14 protein-coding genes and 1 pseudogene are annotated in these 15,314 nt (G+C 58.2%); 13 read left to right on the forward strand and 2 right to left on the reverse strand.

The annotated features are described in order from the left end of the window. Positions 1 to 142 (reverse strand): annotated as a pseudogene (locus JHD62_RS18920) (chemotaxis protein CheV); the annotation flags it as partial. Between the two features lie 202 nt (positions 143 to 344). On the opposite strand from JHD62_RS18920, the gene JHD62_RS18925 reads away from it, so the two are divergent. From JHD62_RS18925 to cheD, 10 genes are all read left to right on the forward strand, one after another. Then, positions 345 to 1,505: a PAS domain-containing sensor histidine kinase gene (locus JHD62_RS18925; RefSeq protein WP_199104198.1), complete on the forward strand. Its 1,161-nt coding sequence runs from the start codon at positions 345 to 347 to the stop codon at positions 1,503 to 1,505. A gap of 21 nt (positions 1,506 to 1,526) precedes the next feature. Continuing rightward, the gene (locus JHD62_RS18930) at positions 1,527 to 1,832 is read left to right on the forward strand and encodes an STAS domain-containing protein (RefSeq protein ID WP_045848486.1); all 306 of its coding nucleotides are present in this window, start codon (positions 1,527 to 1,529) and stop codon (positions 1,830 to 1,832) included. Between the two features lie 375 nt (positions 1,833 to 2,207). Then, positions 2,208 to 3,197 (forward strand): methyl-accepting chemotaxis protein, encoded by a 990-nt coding sequence (locus tag JHD62_RS23095; protein ID WP_370541090.1) that lies wholly within the window; start codon positions 2,208 to 2,210, stop codon positions 3,195 to 3,197. 28 nt (positions 3,198 to 3,225) lie between these two features. Then, positions 3,226 to 3,591 carry a response regulator gene (locus JHD62_RS18940; RefSeq protein ID WP_199104200.1) on the forward strand — a complete coding sequence of 122 codons (366 nt, stop codon included), beginning with the start codon at positions 3,226 to 3,228 and terminating at the stop codon, positions 3,589 to 3,591. 78 nt (positions 3,592 to 3,669) lie between these two features. Then, positions 3,670 to 5,949: a chemotaxis protein CheW gene (locus JHD62_RS18945; protein ID WP_199104201.1), complete on the forward strand. Its 2,280-nt coding sequence runs from the start codon at positions 3,670 to 3,672 to the stop codon at positions 5,947 to 5,949. A 16-nt stretch (positions 5,950 to 5,965) separates the two neighbouring features. Next, on the forward strand, positions 5,966 to 6,460 hold the full coding sequence (locus JHD62_RS18950) for a chemotaxis protein CheW (protein WP_045848483.1): 495 nt from the start codon (positions 5,966 to 5,968) through the stop codon (positions 6,458 to 6,460). A gap of 30 nt (positions 6,461 to 6,490) precedes the next feature. Next, positions 6,491 to 9,268 carry a methyl-accepting chemotaxis protein gene (locus JHD62_RS23100; RefSeq protein ID WP_199104202.1) on the forward strand — a complete coding sequence of 926 codons (2,778 nt, stop codon included), beginning with the start codon at positions 6,491 to 6,493 and terminating at the stop codon, positions 9,266 to 9,268. A gap of 18 nt (positions 9,269 to 9,286) precedes the next feature. Beyond that, positions 9,287 to 10,129, forward strand: coding sequence for a CheR family methyltransferase (locus JHD62_RS18960; RefSeq protein WP_199104203.1), 843 nt, complete (start codon positions 9,287 to 9,289; stop codon positions 10,127 to 10,129). A 2-nt stretch (positions 10,130 to 10,131) separates the two neighbouring features. Further along, entirely contained in the window at positions 10,132 to 11,211 is a 1,080-nt protein-coding gene (locus JHD62_RS18965) for a chemotaxis response regulator protein-glutamate methylesterase (protein WP_131358594.1), read from the forward strand. Beyond that, the gene (gene cheD / locus JHD62_RS18970) at positions 11,208 to 11,813 is read left to right on the forward strand and encodes a chemoreceptor glutamine deamidase CheD (RefSeq protein WP_199104204.1); all 606 of its coding nucleotides are present in this window, start codon (positions 11,208 to 11,210) and stop codon (positions 11,811 to 11,813) included. The genes JHD62_RS18965 and cheD overlap by 4 nt, the downstream gene beginning before the upstream one ends. Positions 11,814 to 11,815: 2 nt before the next feature. On the opposite strand, the gene fdxA is transcribed toward cheD, so the two are convergent. Next, entirely contained in the window at positions 11,816 to 12,142 is a 327-nt protein-coding gene (gene fdxA, locus JHD62_RS18975) for a ferredoxin FdxA (RefSeq protein ID WP_062791220.1), read from the reverse strand. A gap of 179 nt (positions 12,143 to 12,321) precedes the next feature. Between fdxA and gluQRS the strand changes: the two genes are divergently transcribed. From gluQRS to JHD62_RS18990, 3 genes are all read left to right on the forward strand, one after another. Then, positions 12,322 to 13,215, forward strand: a complete 894-nt coding sequence (gene gluQRS, locus JHD62_RS18980) for a tRNA glutamyl-Q(34) synthetase GluQRS (protein ID WP_199104205.1) — start codon at positions 12,322 to 12,324, stop codon at positions 13,213 to 13,215. A gap of 339 nt (positions 13,216 to 13,554) precedes the next feature. Next, complete coding sequence (locus JHD62_RS18985) at positions 13,555 to 14,883, forward strand: amino acid permease (RefSeq protein WP_199104206.1); 1,329 nt, start codon at positions 13,555 to 13,557, stop codon at positions 14,881 to 14,883. Positions 14,884 to 14,971: 88 nt separating this feature from the next. Then, positions 14,972 to 15,314, forward strand: a 343-nt coding sequence (locus JHD62_RS18990) for an arginine deiminase family protein (RefSeq protein ID WP_233161096.1), incomplete at its 3' end; no start/stop codon positions are given.

Raw genomic sequence — 15,314 nt, forward strand, 5'->3', positions numbered from 1 at the left:
CGCGGACCTTGAAGACGTTGATGCCGAAGACTTCCTTCCTCCCGGTACGCTGGTCGTGACCCAGGGAGAACAGCAGGATTTCCAGCTTGTTGGTCCCTGCCAGTTTTGTTCTGGCATCGATTTTTTTAAGAAGCTCTGACACAGAAACCTCCGCAGCCTCGGTTCGTTGTTATGGCGTATTACTCCCGTTGTATACGCCAGTTATGCATTTTCCCAGCTTTCTTTGAAAACTGTCTTGGTTAAGATCAGACTTTAAGTTGGCTTGGCTCAGACTTAGTCATTATCATACTGTTTAAGTCCTTTTTACAAATACGACGCGAAACATGGCCAAGACAGCATCAAATTTGAAAGACCAGGAGATGCTGGAGGCGGCTTTCGAGCAGTTCAATACGGTCTCCAGTCAATTGATTGATGCTTATCGTCAGCTGGAAGTACAGGTAAACGTACTCAATGCCCAGCTGGATGAGGCTAACAATCAATTGCGAAAGCAGCGTGACGAAAATGCCGAGTTGGCTGAGCGCCTGGGCATGTTGCTAGAAGCTCTGCCGGCCGGCGTGGTTGAGCTGTCACCTGATGGTGTGGTGGTTGCGCAGAATCCGGCCGCACAGTCCTTGCTGGATGGTGAACATGTCGGCCAGGGCTGGGCCACGGTGGTTAGCCTGTGGGAACATGCCGAACTGGACGGAACGTATATTCTTCCCTATCAAGGAGGAGAGCGGCGTCTGGCCTTGCAGTATCAGGATTTGCCTGCTTCTGGCGGACGCATCGTGCTGTTGCATGATGTCAGCCGCCTGCATCATTTGACCGTGGAGCTGGCCCACCAGCAAAAGCTGGCTGCAATGGGTGGCATGGCAGCTTCACTGGCCCACCAGCTGCGCACCCCTTTGGCCACGGCCATGCTCTATACCGCCAATCTCAAGCAAGAAGGGCTGCGCCCGGAAGACAGGGCGCGCTTTGTCGACAAGAGCCTGGCACGGATGAAGGCACTGGAGGGGTTGATCCAGAACATGCTGGGTTTTGTCCGTGGGCAAACCAGTGCACTGGAAGTGCTGGATGTGGACGTGCTGGTGGAAGATGTGGCGGCAGTGTTGATTCCACAATGTCATGAGCGTGGCATGATTTGGGATTGCCACAAACAGCTACCGTCTGCCATAACGGTAATGGCAGATCGCAAGGCCTTGCAAGGTGCTCTGGTGAACCTGCTTGAGAACGCCATGCATTTCTCCCCGGAGGGAGGGCGGATCGGCTTGCTGGTGAGCTTGCAGGGTAATCAGGTACATTTTCGGGTTGAGGATGACGGTATCGGTTTGGGCGGGGTGGATCCTGCCAGGCTGTTCGAACCCTTCTTCACCACCCGTCCTGGTGGAACCGGCCTGGGCTTGTCGATTGTCAAGAAGGTGGCCGATGAACTATCCGGTAGCGTGATGGGTGGGGATCGCCAGCAAGGCGGTGCTTTTTTTGAATTGAGTCTTCCCTGTTTGGGCGGGGAAATGGCGCATGACTAAGTTGATCAGGGGGAAATGCATATGAAACCAGTGGTAAAAGTTGATGGCCAGATCGGTACGCTGATGCTGGTAGGCCAGTTTGATTTCAATCTGCACAAGGATTTTCGCCTGGCCAGCCAGGAGTTGCTGGAAAACCCGGCCATTCAGGAAATTCAGGTTGATTTTGACCAGGTTCCGTTTCTGGACAGTTCGGCGCTGGGCATGCTGCTATTGCTGAAGGAGAGAGCAACCAGTCAGAAAAAATCCATGTCACTGGTGAACTGTCGCGACACTGTGCTGCAAGTCCTGGAAATTGCCTGCTTTAACAAGATGTTTACAATTAAGTAAGCATTGACTTGTACTCAAGGCTGTATCACCGCTTGAGGTCAGGCTTGATAAATTCTTTGATAAGCTGAAATTAAAATAATTCAAACCTATCCGGATATTTACGTATTTACGTGTTTTACATGATTCGTCCCTTGATTTAATCGACAGATTGGCTGATGAAGAAGTTAGTACATTGGCAATTTGTTGAAAGCCGGGGGAGACATGGTGCTTTCGGATCGGCAGCGACGGTTGGCAGGTAGCGGATTCAGTATTTTTGCCATGGTGCTTGCGCTTGCTGCGGGCATAGGGGGGCGGCTGGATGGTTTCCTGTCCGTTTTGTTGGGTTTGGTGCAAGTGGCGGCGTTGGCGTGTTGGTGGTTGCCAAAGGAGGACGGGGTGTCTGATCAGGAAAATCCAGCTGCATCCAGTCAGCCATTGCAGGCGGTCCCGGTACCTGACTGTGTGGATTTCATCCATGAGCAGATCTCCCAGTCCAAAGGTGAGGTTGCGCGGGTGCAGGCGCTGATTGAGGACGCTGTCGTCACTCTGGCCAACAGTTTTTCGGGTTTGTCGCGTGAAGCTGCAGCCCAGCTGGAACTGGCAGAGTCATTGGCCAAGGGCGACCTGGGCATGGATGCGCATGCGCTTTCCTTCACCGGTTTTGTCACCGAAATCGCCGCAGCCATGTCCGGCTTCGTGGAAAAGACGGTGGACAACAGCCGTCTGGCGATGTTGCTGGTCGAGCAGATGGAGTCCATGGGCAAGGAGATGCAGGACGTCATCCGGCTGCTGGATGAAATCCACTCCATCACCAACCAGACCAATATGCTTGCGCTCAATGCATCGATTGAGGCGGCGCGTGCCGGGGAGATGGGGCGAGGTTTCGCCGTGGTGGCTGATGAAGTACGCCATTTGTCCGGACGGACCAGCTCTTTCAGCGAGCAGATCCGCGACCTGATCAACCGGGTCAATGGCTCGGTGACGCATGCCGAAGGGCTGATCAATCAGCTGGCTTCACAGGACATGATGTTTACCTTACAGGCCAAGCAACGGCTGGATGAAACTTCTTCCCGCATCAGCGACATGGATGCGCTGATGGCCGAATCGGTAGGTCGCTTGCGCCATGGAGTGGGCTTGTTGTCCGACCATGTGGGGGATGCCGTGCGTTCCTTGCAGTTCCAGGACATGGTGTCCCAGTTGATTGCCCATGTCGGCAAACGCCTGTATGGCATTGAAGAAATGATGGAATTGAACAGCCGTCCGGCACTAGAACAAGAAGAGTGGGCATCGACGGTGGCGGCTAGGCTGACGGAATTGCGTCAGGCCTTGTCTAGCAACCCGGTGGCGCAAGGCCGTATGGAAAGCGGCAGCATAGATTTGTTTTGAGCGTGAACAAAAGAAAAGTGGGAACAACATGCCAAAAAAAGTACTGACAGTTGACGATTCGGCATCCATCCGCCAGATGGTGACCTTTACCCTGAAGAGTGCGGGCTACGAAGTGGTAGAGGCGATGGATGGCAATGGCGGCCTGGCGCGGGCACAGGCTGATACCTTTGACCTGATCCTGACCGACCAGAACATGCCGGGAATGGATGGACTGAGTCTGATAAGGGCACTGCGCAAACTGCCGGCTTACGGCAGTACGCCCATCCTGATGCTGACCACCGAGTCCAGCGACCAGATGAAATCACTTGGCCGTGCTGCCGGTGCCACCGGCTGGCTGGTCAAGCCGTTTGATCCGCAGAAATTGCTGGATGTGGTGAAGCGCCTGGTCGGTTAACTCAGCGCTGCCGGCCGGTGTCGGCCTTGGCAATCAGGGTGGCTTGCATTTTTGCATGGCCCAGCAGGGGGATGCATCGTGTCTATTGATATGTCGCAGTTTCATCAGGTGTTTTTTGATGAGACCGACGAACACCTCGCTACCATGGAAGGGGTATTGCTGGCGGTGGATGTAGCTGCACCGGACAGCGAGGACCTCAATGCCATCTTTCGTGCCGCGCACTCCATCAAGGGGGGCGCTGCCACCTTTGGTTTTGGCGATCTGGCCGCACTCACCCATGTCCTGGAAAACCTGCTGGACAAGGTGCGTAAAGGCACCATGCAGCTAAGCACCGCCATGGTGGATGTGTGCCTTCAAGCCAAGGACGTGCTGGCGGCCATGCTGGCTGCGCATCGTGGCGCACCGTCTGTAGACCCTTCTACCGTGCGGGCAGTCGAACAGCAACTGACCGCGCTGGTGAATAAGGACGCGGCAGTGCCCGCGCCTGCCGTTCCCATTGTTCCCGCAGTGCCTGCCAGTCATCAGCCAGCAAGCAGCAGCACCATGTATGTCGAGCTGGATCATCTGCCGGATACGGACTACGACGCCTTGTTGCAATCCATGGCCTTGCTGGGAGAGATGAATCTTGTCCAGCCAGGGTCTGACGACCCGGCTCAGCCCTGGGTGCTGGTCTTGACCAGTACCCTGCATGCCGAGGAAGTATCCGAGTCGCTGGCCTTTTCCATTGCGCCAGACCATTTTCGCATCACGGTGGACCATGGTCAGCAAGACGAAGGCGATTTCGGCCTGTTCCTCTCCGCCAGCGTAGGCGAACCGGCTGCGGCCCCGGGCGGTGATGTAGCCTTTGAAGAGGATGGTTTTGGCCTGTTCGCGCCTTCTCTTGCTGATGGTGCTGTCCATGGCGATGTGGACGATGGCTTTGGCCTGTTCGAACCCTTGCCAGCTGCGGACACGTCACCGCCTGTAGCACTCGAGGAAGATGGCTTCGGCTTGTTTGTTCCGCTTGGTACCGCAGAACCTGCACCTGTCATGGTGCACGAAGAAGAGGGCTTCGGCCTGTTTGCGCCCATGCCTGCGGCATCTCCTGCTCAGGCTGTACCACCGCAGCCGGTGGCTCCGGTGGCTGCTCCCCGTGCCGAGCGTGTGCAGCCCGCGGCGGAAAACTCCATCCGGGTGAATACCGACAAGGTGGACCTGTTGTTGAATCTGGTAGGTGAACTGGTCATCACCCAATCCATGCTCAGCCAGTCCGGAGAGAATCTGGACCCGGTCCAGCATGAACGTCTGCTGGGCGGGATCCTGGCTTTGCAGCGTAATGCCCGCGAGCTGCAGGAAGCCGTCATGTCCATTCGCATGACGCCGATTTCTTTTGTCTTCAACCGCTTTCCTCGTGTGGTGCGCGACCTTGCCAGCAAGCTGGGCAAGCAGATCGAGCTGAAAATGGTTGGGGAGAATACCGAACTGGACAAAGGCTTCATCGAGAAGCTGGCCGACCCTTTGACCCACTTGGTGCGCAACAGCCTGGACCATGGGGTGGAGTCGCCCGAGGTGCGTGTGGCCAAGGGCAAGTCGGCCACCGGCCGCCTGACCCTGCGGGCGTTTCATCAGGGCGGCAGCATTGTTATCGAAGTGACGGATGACGGGGCCGGGCTGAACCGGGCGCGCATCCTGTCCAAGGCACGTGAGCGCGGCATGGCGGTCAGCGATGCACTGAGCGACAGCGAAGTATGGGGCTTGATCTTCGAAGCCGGCTTTTCTACTGCCGCCGAGGTGACCGATGTGTCCGGTCGTGGTGTCGGCATGGATGTGGTGAAGCGCAACATACAAAGCATGGGCGGTCGCATCGACATCGACTCCCTGGCTGATTTTGGCACCACCATCAGCATTCGCCTGCCACTGACGCTGGCCATCATGGACGGCATGTCGGTGCGCAGTGGTGATGATATCTATGTCATTCCACTCAGCTTCGTGCTGGAGTCCCTGCAGCCGCAGGCCGCAGATCTCAAAACGGTGGCCGGCAAGGGGCAGGTGGTGAATGTGCGCGGACAATATCTGCCAATCGTCTCACTGGCGGCCTTCTTCCCTGGCGACAGCAGCCATGTCGCCATCGATCCGACCCGTGCCATTCTGGTGATTGTGGAAGCCGGCGGCCAGCAACTGGCCTTGCAAGTGGATGAGCTGATCGGCCAGCAGCAATTCGTAGTGAAGAACCTGGAAAGCAATTACCGCAAGGTAGAAGGTGTTGCCGGTGCCACCATCATGGGAGATGGCAGGGTAGCCCTGATTCTTGATATTTCCATCATCGCACGCCACAGGCAGCGGCAAGCCGCCCGGCCGATGGCGAGCGATCCGGCTTAGAAAAAGGCATGTTTCCATGAGCGAACAGCTGGAATACCGCCACGGACAAAGCAAGGCAGTGCGCGAGCTGCTGGTGTTTACCCTGGGGCAGGAAGAATACGGCATTGATATTCTCAAAGTGCAGGAAATCCGTGGTTACGACCCGGTTACCCGCATTGCCAATGCGCCCCCCTTCATCAAGGGCGTGGTCAATCTGCGGGGCAGCATTGTTCCCATCGTGGACATGCGCATCAAGTTTGGCCTGGGCGAGCCGGTGTACGACGCTTTTACCGTGGTGATCATCCTCAACATTTTCCAGCGCACGGTGGGTGTGGTGGTGGATGGCGTGTCGGATGTCATCCAGCTGGAGGCCGACGAGCTGCGCGAGCCGCCGGAGTTCGGCTCGGTGGTGGAAACCACCTATATAGAAGGACTGGGTACCAAGGGGGAGCGCATGGTGATCATTGTGGATATCGAGCGCCTGATGAGCAGCGATGAAATGGCGCTGGTTGATGTGACGGACCAAGGCTGAAGCCGACAGGCTGTAAGGGAGAGGTGAAACATGAATAATCTGAAAGTAACGCACCGCTTGCTACTGGGTTTTGGCCTGCTGGTTGCCGTCATCATTGCCGCCATGGCGGTGGCCATCAGCCAGATTCACAGTCTGCGTGATGATATTGACGAAATTGCCAATGTCCATGTGCCGCGCGCGGCCGAGGCCAACAAGGTGATTGATGATGTCAATGTCACGGCCCGCGCCACGCGTACCTTGCTGTTGGCGCGCGACCCGGTGGTGCTGGTAGATCAGCACAAGCAGATTGATGACGCTCTGGGCCGCATTACCACCCAAATGAACCTGTTGTCAGCTGGCGTGCCCGCGGCAGGCCAGGCATTGTTTGACAAGCTCAAGGTCCAGGAAGCCGGATATCGCCAGCAATTGCAGCAGTTTCTGCAATTGCTGAAAGGCGGGCAAGAAGAGGAGGCCAAGAACTATCTGCTGCAAACCCTGCGCCCCATCCAGCTGGAATACATCAAGTCCATCAACGGCTACGTTGATTTCGAGGAGGGCCTCTCCAAGCAAGTCGCCGAAGGCACCTTGTCCCGTGCCAATAGTGCCGGGACATTGCTCAATATCCTGCTGGCAGCTGCCGTGTTGATCGGCATCATTGCCGGTTGGCTGATCAGCCGCTCCTTGCTGCGCCAGATTGGCGGAGAACCGGCTGATGCAGTACAGCTGATGCAAGAGCTGGCAGCGGGAGAAGTCACCACCGAACTGAAAGTGGCGGCAGGGGACAGCAACAGCCTGTTTGCCTATATCCGTCAGGCTGCCGACAAGGCGGTGGAAAACATCCGGGTGCGCAATGCGCTGGATTACGCCGCCACCAACATGATGATTGCCGATGCCGAATTCAATGTGGTGTATGCCAATCAGTCGGTGGTCAATATGTTTGCCCTGGCGGAAAGCGATATCCGCCATGACCTGCCGCAGTTTTCTGCCCGTAACCTGCTGGGCAGCAATATCGACCAGTTCCACCGCAATCCCGGTCACCAGCGCGGCCTGATGCAGCAGTTGCGCGGTTCGCACAATGGCACCATCCATATCGGTGGCCGCACCTTCAACCTGATTCTCACCCCCATCAATGGTGCTGGTGGCAAGCGACTGGGCTACGGTGTGGAGTGGATTGACCGTACCGCCGAACTGGCCCACCAGGCTGCCGAACAGCAGCGCATCGAGGCCGAACGTGCGGTTGCCGCCGAAAACGCCCGTATCCGCAGTGCACTGGATAATGTCACCACCAATGTGATGATTGCTGACAACGACCGCAACATCATCTATCTCAATCACAGCGTGATGGACATGCTGACCAATGCCGAAGCCGACCTGCGCAAGGCTTTGCCCAACTTCAGCGCGCGTCATGTGCTGGGTGGCAGCATGGACATGTTCCACCGCAATCCGGCCCACCAGCGCGACCTGCTGGCCAACCTGCGCGCTACCTACAAGGCGGACATCGCAGTGGGCGGGCGTCATTTCTCGCTGACCGCCAACCCGGTGTTCGGGGCCGATGGTGAACGCCTGGGCAGCGTGGTGGAGTGGAAGGACCGTACCGGCGAGGTGATGATCGAGAAAGAAGTGGAAGCCATCGTCCATGCCGCGGCACGGGGCGACTATGGCTCCCGCCTGGTGCTCGAGGACAAGACCGGCTTCTTCCGCATGCTGTCCGAAGGCGTCAACCAGCTGCTGGATGTCACCAGCCGCGCGCTGGATGATATTGCAACCGTGCTGGGCGGCCTGGCGCAGGGCGACCTGACCCGTACCATCCACAATGATTACGACGGCATGCTGGGCCAGCTCAAGAGCGATACCAATACCACGGTAGAGCGACTGCGCAGCATCGTGGGCAATATCCAGGAATCCACCGAGGCCATCAATACCGCAGCCCAGGAAATCTCGGCGGGTAACAGCAATCTGTCCGGCCGTACCGAACAGCAGGCAGCCAGCCTGGAGGAAACCGCCTCCAGCATGGAGGAAATCACCAGTACCGTCCGGCAGAATGCGGAAAACGCCAAGAAGGCCAATACCCTGGCGACCGGTGCCTCCGACATTGCCGCACGCGGTGGTCAGGTGGTGGGCAATGTGGTGTCCACCATGAACGAGATCAATGACAGCGCCAAGAAGATTGTCGACATCATCAGCGTGATTGACGGCATTGCCTTCCAGACCAATATCCTGGCGCTCAATGCGGCGGTGGAAGCCGCCCGCGCTGGCGAGCAGGGCCGTGGTTTTGCCGTGGTGGCCAGTGAAGTGCGCAGCCTGGCCCAGCGTTCGGCCGCAGCGGCCAAGGAAATCAAGCTGCTGATTGGCGATTCGGTGGACAAGGTGGAATCTGGCAGCCGGCTGGTCGATGAAGCAGGCCGCACCATGGATGAAATTGTCAGCGCCATCCGCCGTGTGGCTGACATCATGAGTGATATCTCGGCCGCTTCTGTCGAACAAAGCTCCGGTATCGAACAGGTCAATCTGGCCGTAACGCAGATGGACGAAAACACCCAGAAGAACGCTGCGCTGGTGGAAGAGGCCGCTGCCGCAGCGGAATCGCTGGAGGATCAGGCCCGGCACCTGATGGATGCCGTTTCCATCTTCAGGCTGGATGGTAGCAGTGCGCCGCGACTGGCAGCCCCCAGAAGCGGGCAGGGGCGAGCATCGGTTAGCCCGGCGCGACTGACACAGCAAGCGGGCCAGCAGGTCAAGCCGGTAGCGGCACGTGCACCCGTACATGCCGAGCGCATCAAGACCTTGCCCGGCCCGTCTTCGCATGATGATGAATGGGAAGAATTCTGATGGGTGTGACAAGGCCTGATGAGCGCTGAACGCGATATCAAGTTCACGGCAGCGGATTTCCGCCGGCTGCGGCAAATGCTCTATCAGCGTGTGGGGATTTCGCTGAATGACAGCAAAAGCCATATGGCGTATTCCCGGCTGGCCAAACGTGTGCGCCAGCTGGGTTTCCGCCAGTTCAGCGATTATCTGGACTTGCTGGATGGCAGTGCGGAGACTGAGGAGTGGCAGCATTTCGTCAATGCGCTCACCACCAATCTGACCGCCTTTTTCCGTGAACCGCATCATTTCGACCTGTTGCGCCTGCATGCGATGGAGCGAGCTGGCCAGGACCGTTTGTACCGCGTATGGAGTTCGGCCGTTTCCACCGGCGAGGAGGCCTACTCCATCGCGATGACCTTGCTGTCGCTGCCGCAGCTCAACCGGCAGCGGCTTGAGGTGGTGGCGTCAGATATCGACACCCGGGTGCTCAGTCATGCGGCAGATGGTGTGTATGATGCCGAGCGTACCCGTACGCTGGATACCGCTCTGCTCAAGCGTTATTTTTTGCGCGGCGTGGGGCGCAATGCCGGCAAGGTACGCATTCGCAAGGAGCTACGCGAGCACCTGTCGTTTTATCAGTTCAACCTGGTAGCAGAGCCGTGGCCGGACATGGGGCGTTTTGACGTGATTTTTTGCCGCAATGTGCTGATTTATTTTGACAAGCCAACCCAGGCCGCCATCCTGCAGCGCTTTGCGCGCTGCTTGCAGCCTGACGGTTTGCTGTTTCTGGGACATTCGGAAAACATCATGCATCTGACCGATGCCTTCCAGTCCTGTGGCCGGACGGCTTATCGCTTGCTTGGGCAGGACGCAAGGGAATGAACATGACAGCCACCGCCCAGCGCAAGATCAGAGTGGTCGTGGTAGATGATTCGGCTCTCATCCGCAGCCTGCTCACCAGCATCATCAATGAAGCGCCGGACATGGAAGTGGTGGCCACCGCGTCCGACCCCATCGTCGCGCGCGAGCGCATCCGTGAAACCAACCCGGACATGATCACGCTGGATGTGGAAATGCCGCGCATGGACGGGCTGGAGTTCCTGCGCCGTTTGATGCGTTTGCGTCCGACGCCGGTGTTGATGATTTCGTCCCTGACCCAGAGCGGTTCGGAAACCACCCTCAGTGCGCTGGAGCTGGGCGCGGTGGACTTCCTGCCCAAGCCTACGGTAGATGTCAGCAATACCATGCAGGATTACGCCGATGATATCCGCGACAAGATCCGCATGGTGGCAACTGCCCGTTTGCGTCGCCCGGCCCTGTTTGCCACCCCGGCAGCACCGCCGGCCAGCCGGCTGTCTCCTGCGCTGCTGCGGCAGAATGCCATCATTGCGGTAGGGGCCTCCACAGGAGGGACCGATGCCATCAAGGAGTTTCTCGACAAGCTGCCTGCCAATTGTCCGCCGGTGATGATCGTGCAGCACATGCCCGAAGGCTTCACCTTGTCCTTTGCCCGCCGTCTGGACAAGCTGTGCGCCATGCATGTGAAAGAGGCGGAGGACGGTGAACCGCTGCTGCGTGGTACCGCCTATATTGCACCCGGCCATTCGCACATGCGGCTTGGCAAGGGAACGCAGGGCTTTGTCATCTGCCTGGACCAAAGCCCGCCGGTCAACCGTCATCGCCCGGCCGTGGATGTGCTGTTCGAGTCGGTCGCCAACCTGGCCGCCCCGCAGACCGTCGCTGTCATCCTCACCGGCATGGGCAAGGATGGCGCACACGGCATGTTGCAGCTGCGCCAGGGGGGCGCCATTACCTTTGCGCAGGATGAGGCCAGCTGTGTGGTGTATGGCATGCCGCGCGAGGCAGTGGCACAGGGCGGAGTGATGCATGTCCACCCGCTGGCGCAACTGGGTGACAAAGTGCTGGATGTGCTGCGTCTTCCCCATGAGAGGGCGGGAACATGAGCCATTCCGAGCAGCCCTCTACACGGCGCTATTTCGATCGGCAGTTCCAGATCGATGCCATCAAGATTCTGCCGGGCGAATATTTTGCCACCCGCCAGCCCTTGATGCTGACCACCTTGCTCGGTTCCTGTGTAGCCGTTTGCCTGATGGACCGCACGGCCGGCGTGCATGGCATGAATCATTTCCTTTTGCCGCAAGGCAGCGACTGGCATAGCCAGACCAGCGTACCGGCCCGCTTCGGGGTCAATGCCATGGAATTGCTGATTACCGACATGCAGAAACTGGGTGCCCAGCGCCAGCGGCTGGAAGCCAAGGTATTTGGTGCCGGCAATGTGCTGGATGGCATGTCGGTGGTGAATATCGGCGAGCAGAACAGCGAATTCATCCGGGCTTATCTCAAGAGCGAAGGCATTCCCCTGCTGGCCGAGGACTTGCTGGGCAGCTTTGCCCGCAAGGTGTTTTTCTTTCCCGGTGAAGGCAAGGTGATGGTGCGCAAGCTCAAGAACAGCCGCACGCTGGCCTCCAAGGAAGCCGCCTATCGCCAGCGGCTGGACCGGCAGAGCACCAGCCAGCCCGGTGGCGATATCGACCTCTTCATCTAGCCTCAGTCCCGTTGCAAGTGTGGCAGCTTGTCTGTCACTTCCGCCCAGTCAGCGTGGTCGGGCAGTGGTGCTTTGCTGGCGGTGATGCTGGGCCAGCGTTTTGACAGCTCGGCATTCAGCTGGATATACACCTGCTGCCCGGCTGGTACATCATCTTCGGCATAAATGGCAGAAACCGGGCATTCGGCCACGCACAGCGTGCAGTCAATGCACTCGTCCGGATCAATGGCGAGAAAGTTGGGGCCTTCATGAAAGCAATCCACCGGGCAGACATCCACGCAATCCGTGTATTTGCATTTGACGCAGGCATCGGTTACAACGTAGGCCACTTTGCTTTCCTCCTGAATTGGCCGGGCCAACTGCTGTCACACGCTTTGCGGTGGCGGCAAGCAAGCCGGGCAGGGGCAGAACGGACAAGGGTAATATCTGAGTATTTCACTCGGATATTATTCACCAAAAATCACCGTGCTGCTCCCCCAATGTGATGTTGATTGCCAGAACTGTTGCCATGCCAGACATTCCCTATCCCTACCGAGGTCGCTTTGCCCCCAGTCCCACCGGCTTGTTACATGCCGGCTCCCTGATGACAGCCGTTGGCAGCTATCTGGAAGCGCGCAGCCGTGGCGGCGAGTGGTGGGTCCGCATGGAAGACCTGGACCCGCCGCGCGAAATGCCCGGCGCCGCCGACCACATCCTGCGCACGCTGGAAGCTTTCGGTTTTGAATGGGACGGCGAAGTGGTGTACCAGAGCCAGCGCCATCACCTGTATCAGGCGGCTTTGCAGCAACTGGTGGACAGCGGCCATGTTTACCCCTGCAGCTGCTCGCGCAAGGAAATCACCAGCGTCGCCAGTCGTGGCGTGGATGGCCATGTCTATCCGGGCTGGTGCCGTAACGGCTGCCGCAAGCAGCGTGAACACCATGCCTGGCGCTTGCGGGTGGATGATACGCCAGTCAGCTTTGTCGACCGGCTGCAAGGCCTGTACCAGCAAAACCTTGCTGTGGACATCGGCGACTTCGTGCTGCTGCGTGCTGATGGGTTCTGGGCCTATCAACTGGCCGTGGCGGTGGATGATGCCGAGCAGGGCATGAGCGATATCGTGCGCGGTGCCGACTTGCTGGTGTCCACGCCACGGCAGATCCATATCCAGCGCTGCCTGGGTCTGCCCACGCCGGATTACTGCCATCTGCCCTTGCTGGTGAATGCAGCCGGGGAAAAGCTCTCCAAGCAAACCCTGGCACCTGCCATCAACCCGGCCCAGGTCGCGCAGGAACTGCGTCTGGCGCTGTGCCGCCTGGGTCAGTTGCCGCCGCCTGAATGTCAGACCGCCACAGAGCTGTGGCAATGGGCGCTGGCCAACTGGGCCCTGGCAAGCGTACCTGCCGGCCCCTGTCAGTTTTAAATTCCCGCCTTTTTCCTGCCCCATGCCCGGCCTGCTCCGGGCATTGTCATTTCTGTGCTTGCCAACCTGCTAACGCACCTCGCTATTTATCAGTTTTTTTATGTGATTTAAGACATGGTGCTTTGCCGGCAAAGCACCTAAACCATAGAGATGACCTTGCTGATGGGGTCGGCTGCCGCACTGCGACCAACAATGGCGTGTGCATGTTCAAAACCGCGACATGGAATTACATATGCGTAAATAACATATTTACAAAATAATTAAATACTAATATTGTGAAGCTCATACAGAACACGTTCTTTAACAGCTTCGATTTTCGGCCTCGATGGAGACAAGACCATGAGCGAGACCAAAGTAAAAAAAGCGGCCCTTGGCGTGTGGATGTGTACCGCCCTGGTAGTGGGCAATATGATCGGTTCCGGTGTATTCCTGCTTCCCGCTTCGCTAGCCCCCTACGGGGGAATGTCCCTGATCGGCTGGGCAATAACCTCGGCCGGTGCCATTTGTCTGGCGCTGGTGTTTGCCCGGCTTTCCGCCATGATTCCCAAAGAGGGTGGCCCCTACGCTTATATCCATGCCGGCTTTGGCGACTTTGCCGGTTTCTGGATTGCCTGGGGTTACTGGATAGCCCTGTGGGCCGGCAACGCCGCCCTGGCAGTGGCCGCCACCAGCTATATGCAGGTGTTTTTCCCGCAACTGGGGCATGACAACCTGCTGGCAGCTGCCTTTTCCATTGGCCTGATCTGGACCGTTACCTGGATCAACAGCCGTGGTGCACGCAGTTCCGGCCTGGTGGCGGTGGTGACTACCGTACTCAAACTGGTGCCACTGGCAGCCGTCACCTTTATCGGCTTCTTCTACATGCACCCGGAAAACCTGGTGTTCAACCCGCATGGCAAGCCCTTGTTGAGTTCGGTTTCCGCCACCATGGCGCTCACCCTGTGGGCGTTTCTGGGACTGGAATCCGCCTCGGTTCCTGCTGGTGATGTGGTCAACCCCAGCAAGACCATTCCGCGTGCCACTGTCATCGGCACCTTGCTGGCCACCGTGCTGTACATCCTGTCCACGGTGTCGCTGATGGGGGTGATGTCACCGGCCATGCTGGCCAATTCGCAAGCCCCGTTTGCCGATGCCGCCCGCCTGATGTGGGGCGACTGGGCCTACTGGGTGGTTGGGCTGGGTGCGGTGGTGTCCTGCTTTGGCGCACTCAATGGCTGGAGCCTGATGCAAGCCCATGTACCCCATGCCGCCGCCAGGGACAAGTTGTTCCCGCGCCGCTTTGGTCAGACCAACCGCCAGGGTGTGCCGCTGTTCGGCCTGCTGCTTTCCAGCGGCCTGGTGACGGTGCTCTTGGCGATGAAATACGCCGGCGGGGAGGGCGGGGTGAAGATTTTTGAATTCATCATCCTGCTGGCCACCGCCACCACCTTGCTGCCCTATGCCTTCTGCTCGATGGCGCTGCTGGCCATCATGCTGATGCAAAAGGGCAAATACAGCCGGCGCGACTTTACCGCGCCGCTGATTTTTTCCTCCATCGGTTTCCTTTATGCGGTGTGGGCACTGTTTGGTGCCGGCGCCGAGATTGTGATGTGGGGAGTCCTGTTGTTGATGCTCGGTTTGCCAGTCTATGTCTGGCAGATCAAAGAACGTTACGAGACCGAAAGCTGAAGCCAGCCTTTTGCTGTTCACTCCTTTGCCCAGGCAAGGGAGTGTACGGAAACAGGTTTATGCAATTACTGATTGAAAGGATTTCATCATGACCGGCAAATTTGGTGTTCATTCCGAATGCGGCAAGCTGCGCAGCGTGATGGTGTGCCGTCCGGGCCTGGCCCACAAACGCCTCACCCCCGACAACTGCCACGACCTGCTGTTTGATGACGTGATCTGGGTGGAACGCGCCCAAAAAGACCACGCCTACATGGTTGAACAGATGCGCGCTCGCGGCATCCACGTGGTCGAAGCCCACGACGCACTGGCCCAGGTGCTGGACGACAAGGCCGCCCGCAGCTGGCTGCTGGACCGCAAGGTCAAGGCTGACAACGTCGGTATCGGCATGCTGACCGACCTGCGCAGCTGGCTGGACGAAATGCCGTCCACCC

This window comes from Aquitalea sp. ASV11, assembly GCF_016429185.1.
GTDB lineage: Bacteria > Pseudomonadota > Gammaproteobacteria > Burkholderiales > Chromobacteriaceae > Aquitalea > Aquitalea pelogenes.

Excerpts from the sequence above, each read along its gene's own strand:
- JHD62_RS18930 (WP_045848486.1), top strand. The coding sequence starts at position 1,527 with ATGAAACCAGTGGTAAAAGTTGATGGCCAGATCGGTACGCTGATGCTG.
- JHD62_RS18940 (WP_199104200.1), top strand. The coding sequence starts at position 3,226 with ATGCCAAAAAAAGTACTGACAGTTGACGATTCGGCATCCATCCGCCAG.
- JHD62_RS18950 (WP_045848483.1), top strand. The coding sequence starts at position 5,966 with ATGAGCGAACAGCTGGAATACCGCCACGGACAAAGCAAGGCAGTGCGC.
- JHD62_RS23100 (WP_199104202.1), top strand. The coding sequence starts at position 6,491 with ATGAATAATCTGAAAGTAACGCACCGCTTGCTACTGGGTTTTGGCCTG.
- JHD62_RS18960 (WP_199104203.1), top strand. The coding sequence starts at position 9,287 with ATGAGCGCTGAACGCGATATCAAGTTCACGGCAGCGGATTTCCGCCGG.
- JHD62_RS18965 (WP_131358594.1), top strand. The coding sequence starts at position 10,132 with ATGACAGCCACCGCCCAGCGCAAGATCAGAGTGGTCGTGGTAGATGAT.
- cheD (WP_199104204.1), top strand. The coding sequence starts at position 11,208 with ATGAGCCATTCCGAGCAGCCCTCTACACGGCGCTATTTCGATCGGCAG.
- gluQRS (WP_199104205.1), top strand. The coding sequence starts at position 12,322 with ATGCCAGACATTCCCTATCCCTACCGAGGTCGCTTTGCCCCCAGTCCC.
- JHD62_RS18985 (WP_199104206.1), top strand. The coding sequence starts at position 13,555 with ATGAGCGAGACCAAAGTAAAAAAAGCGGCCCTTGGCGTGTGGATGTGT.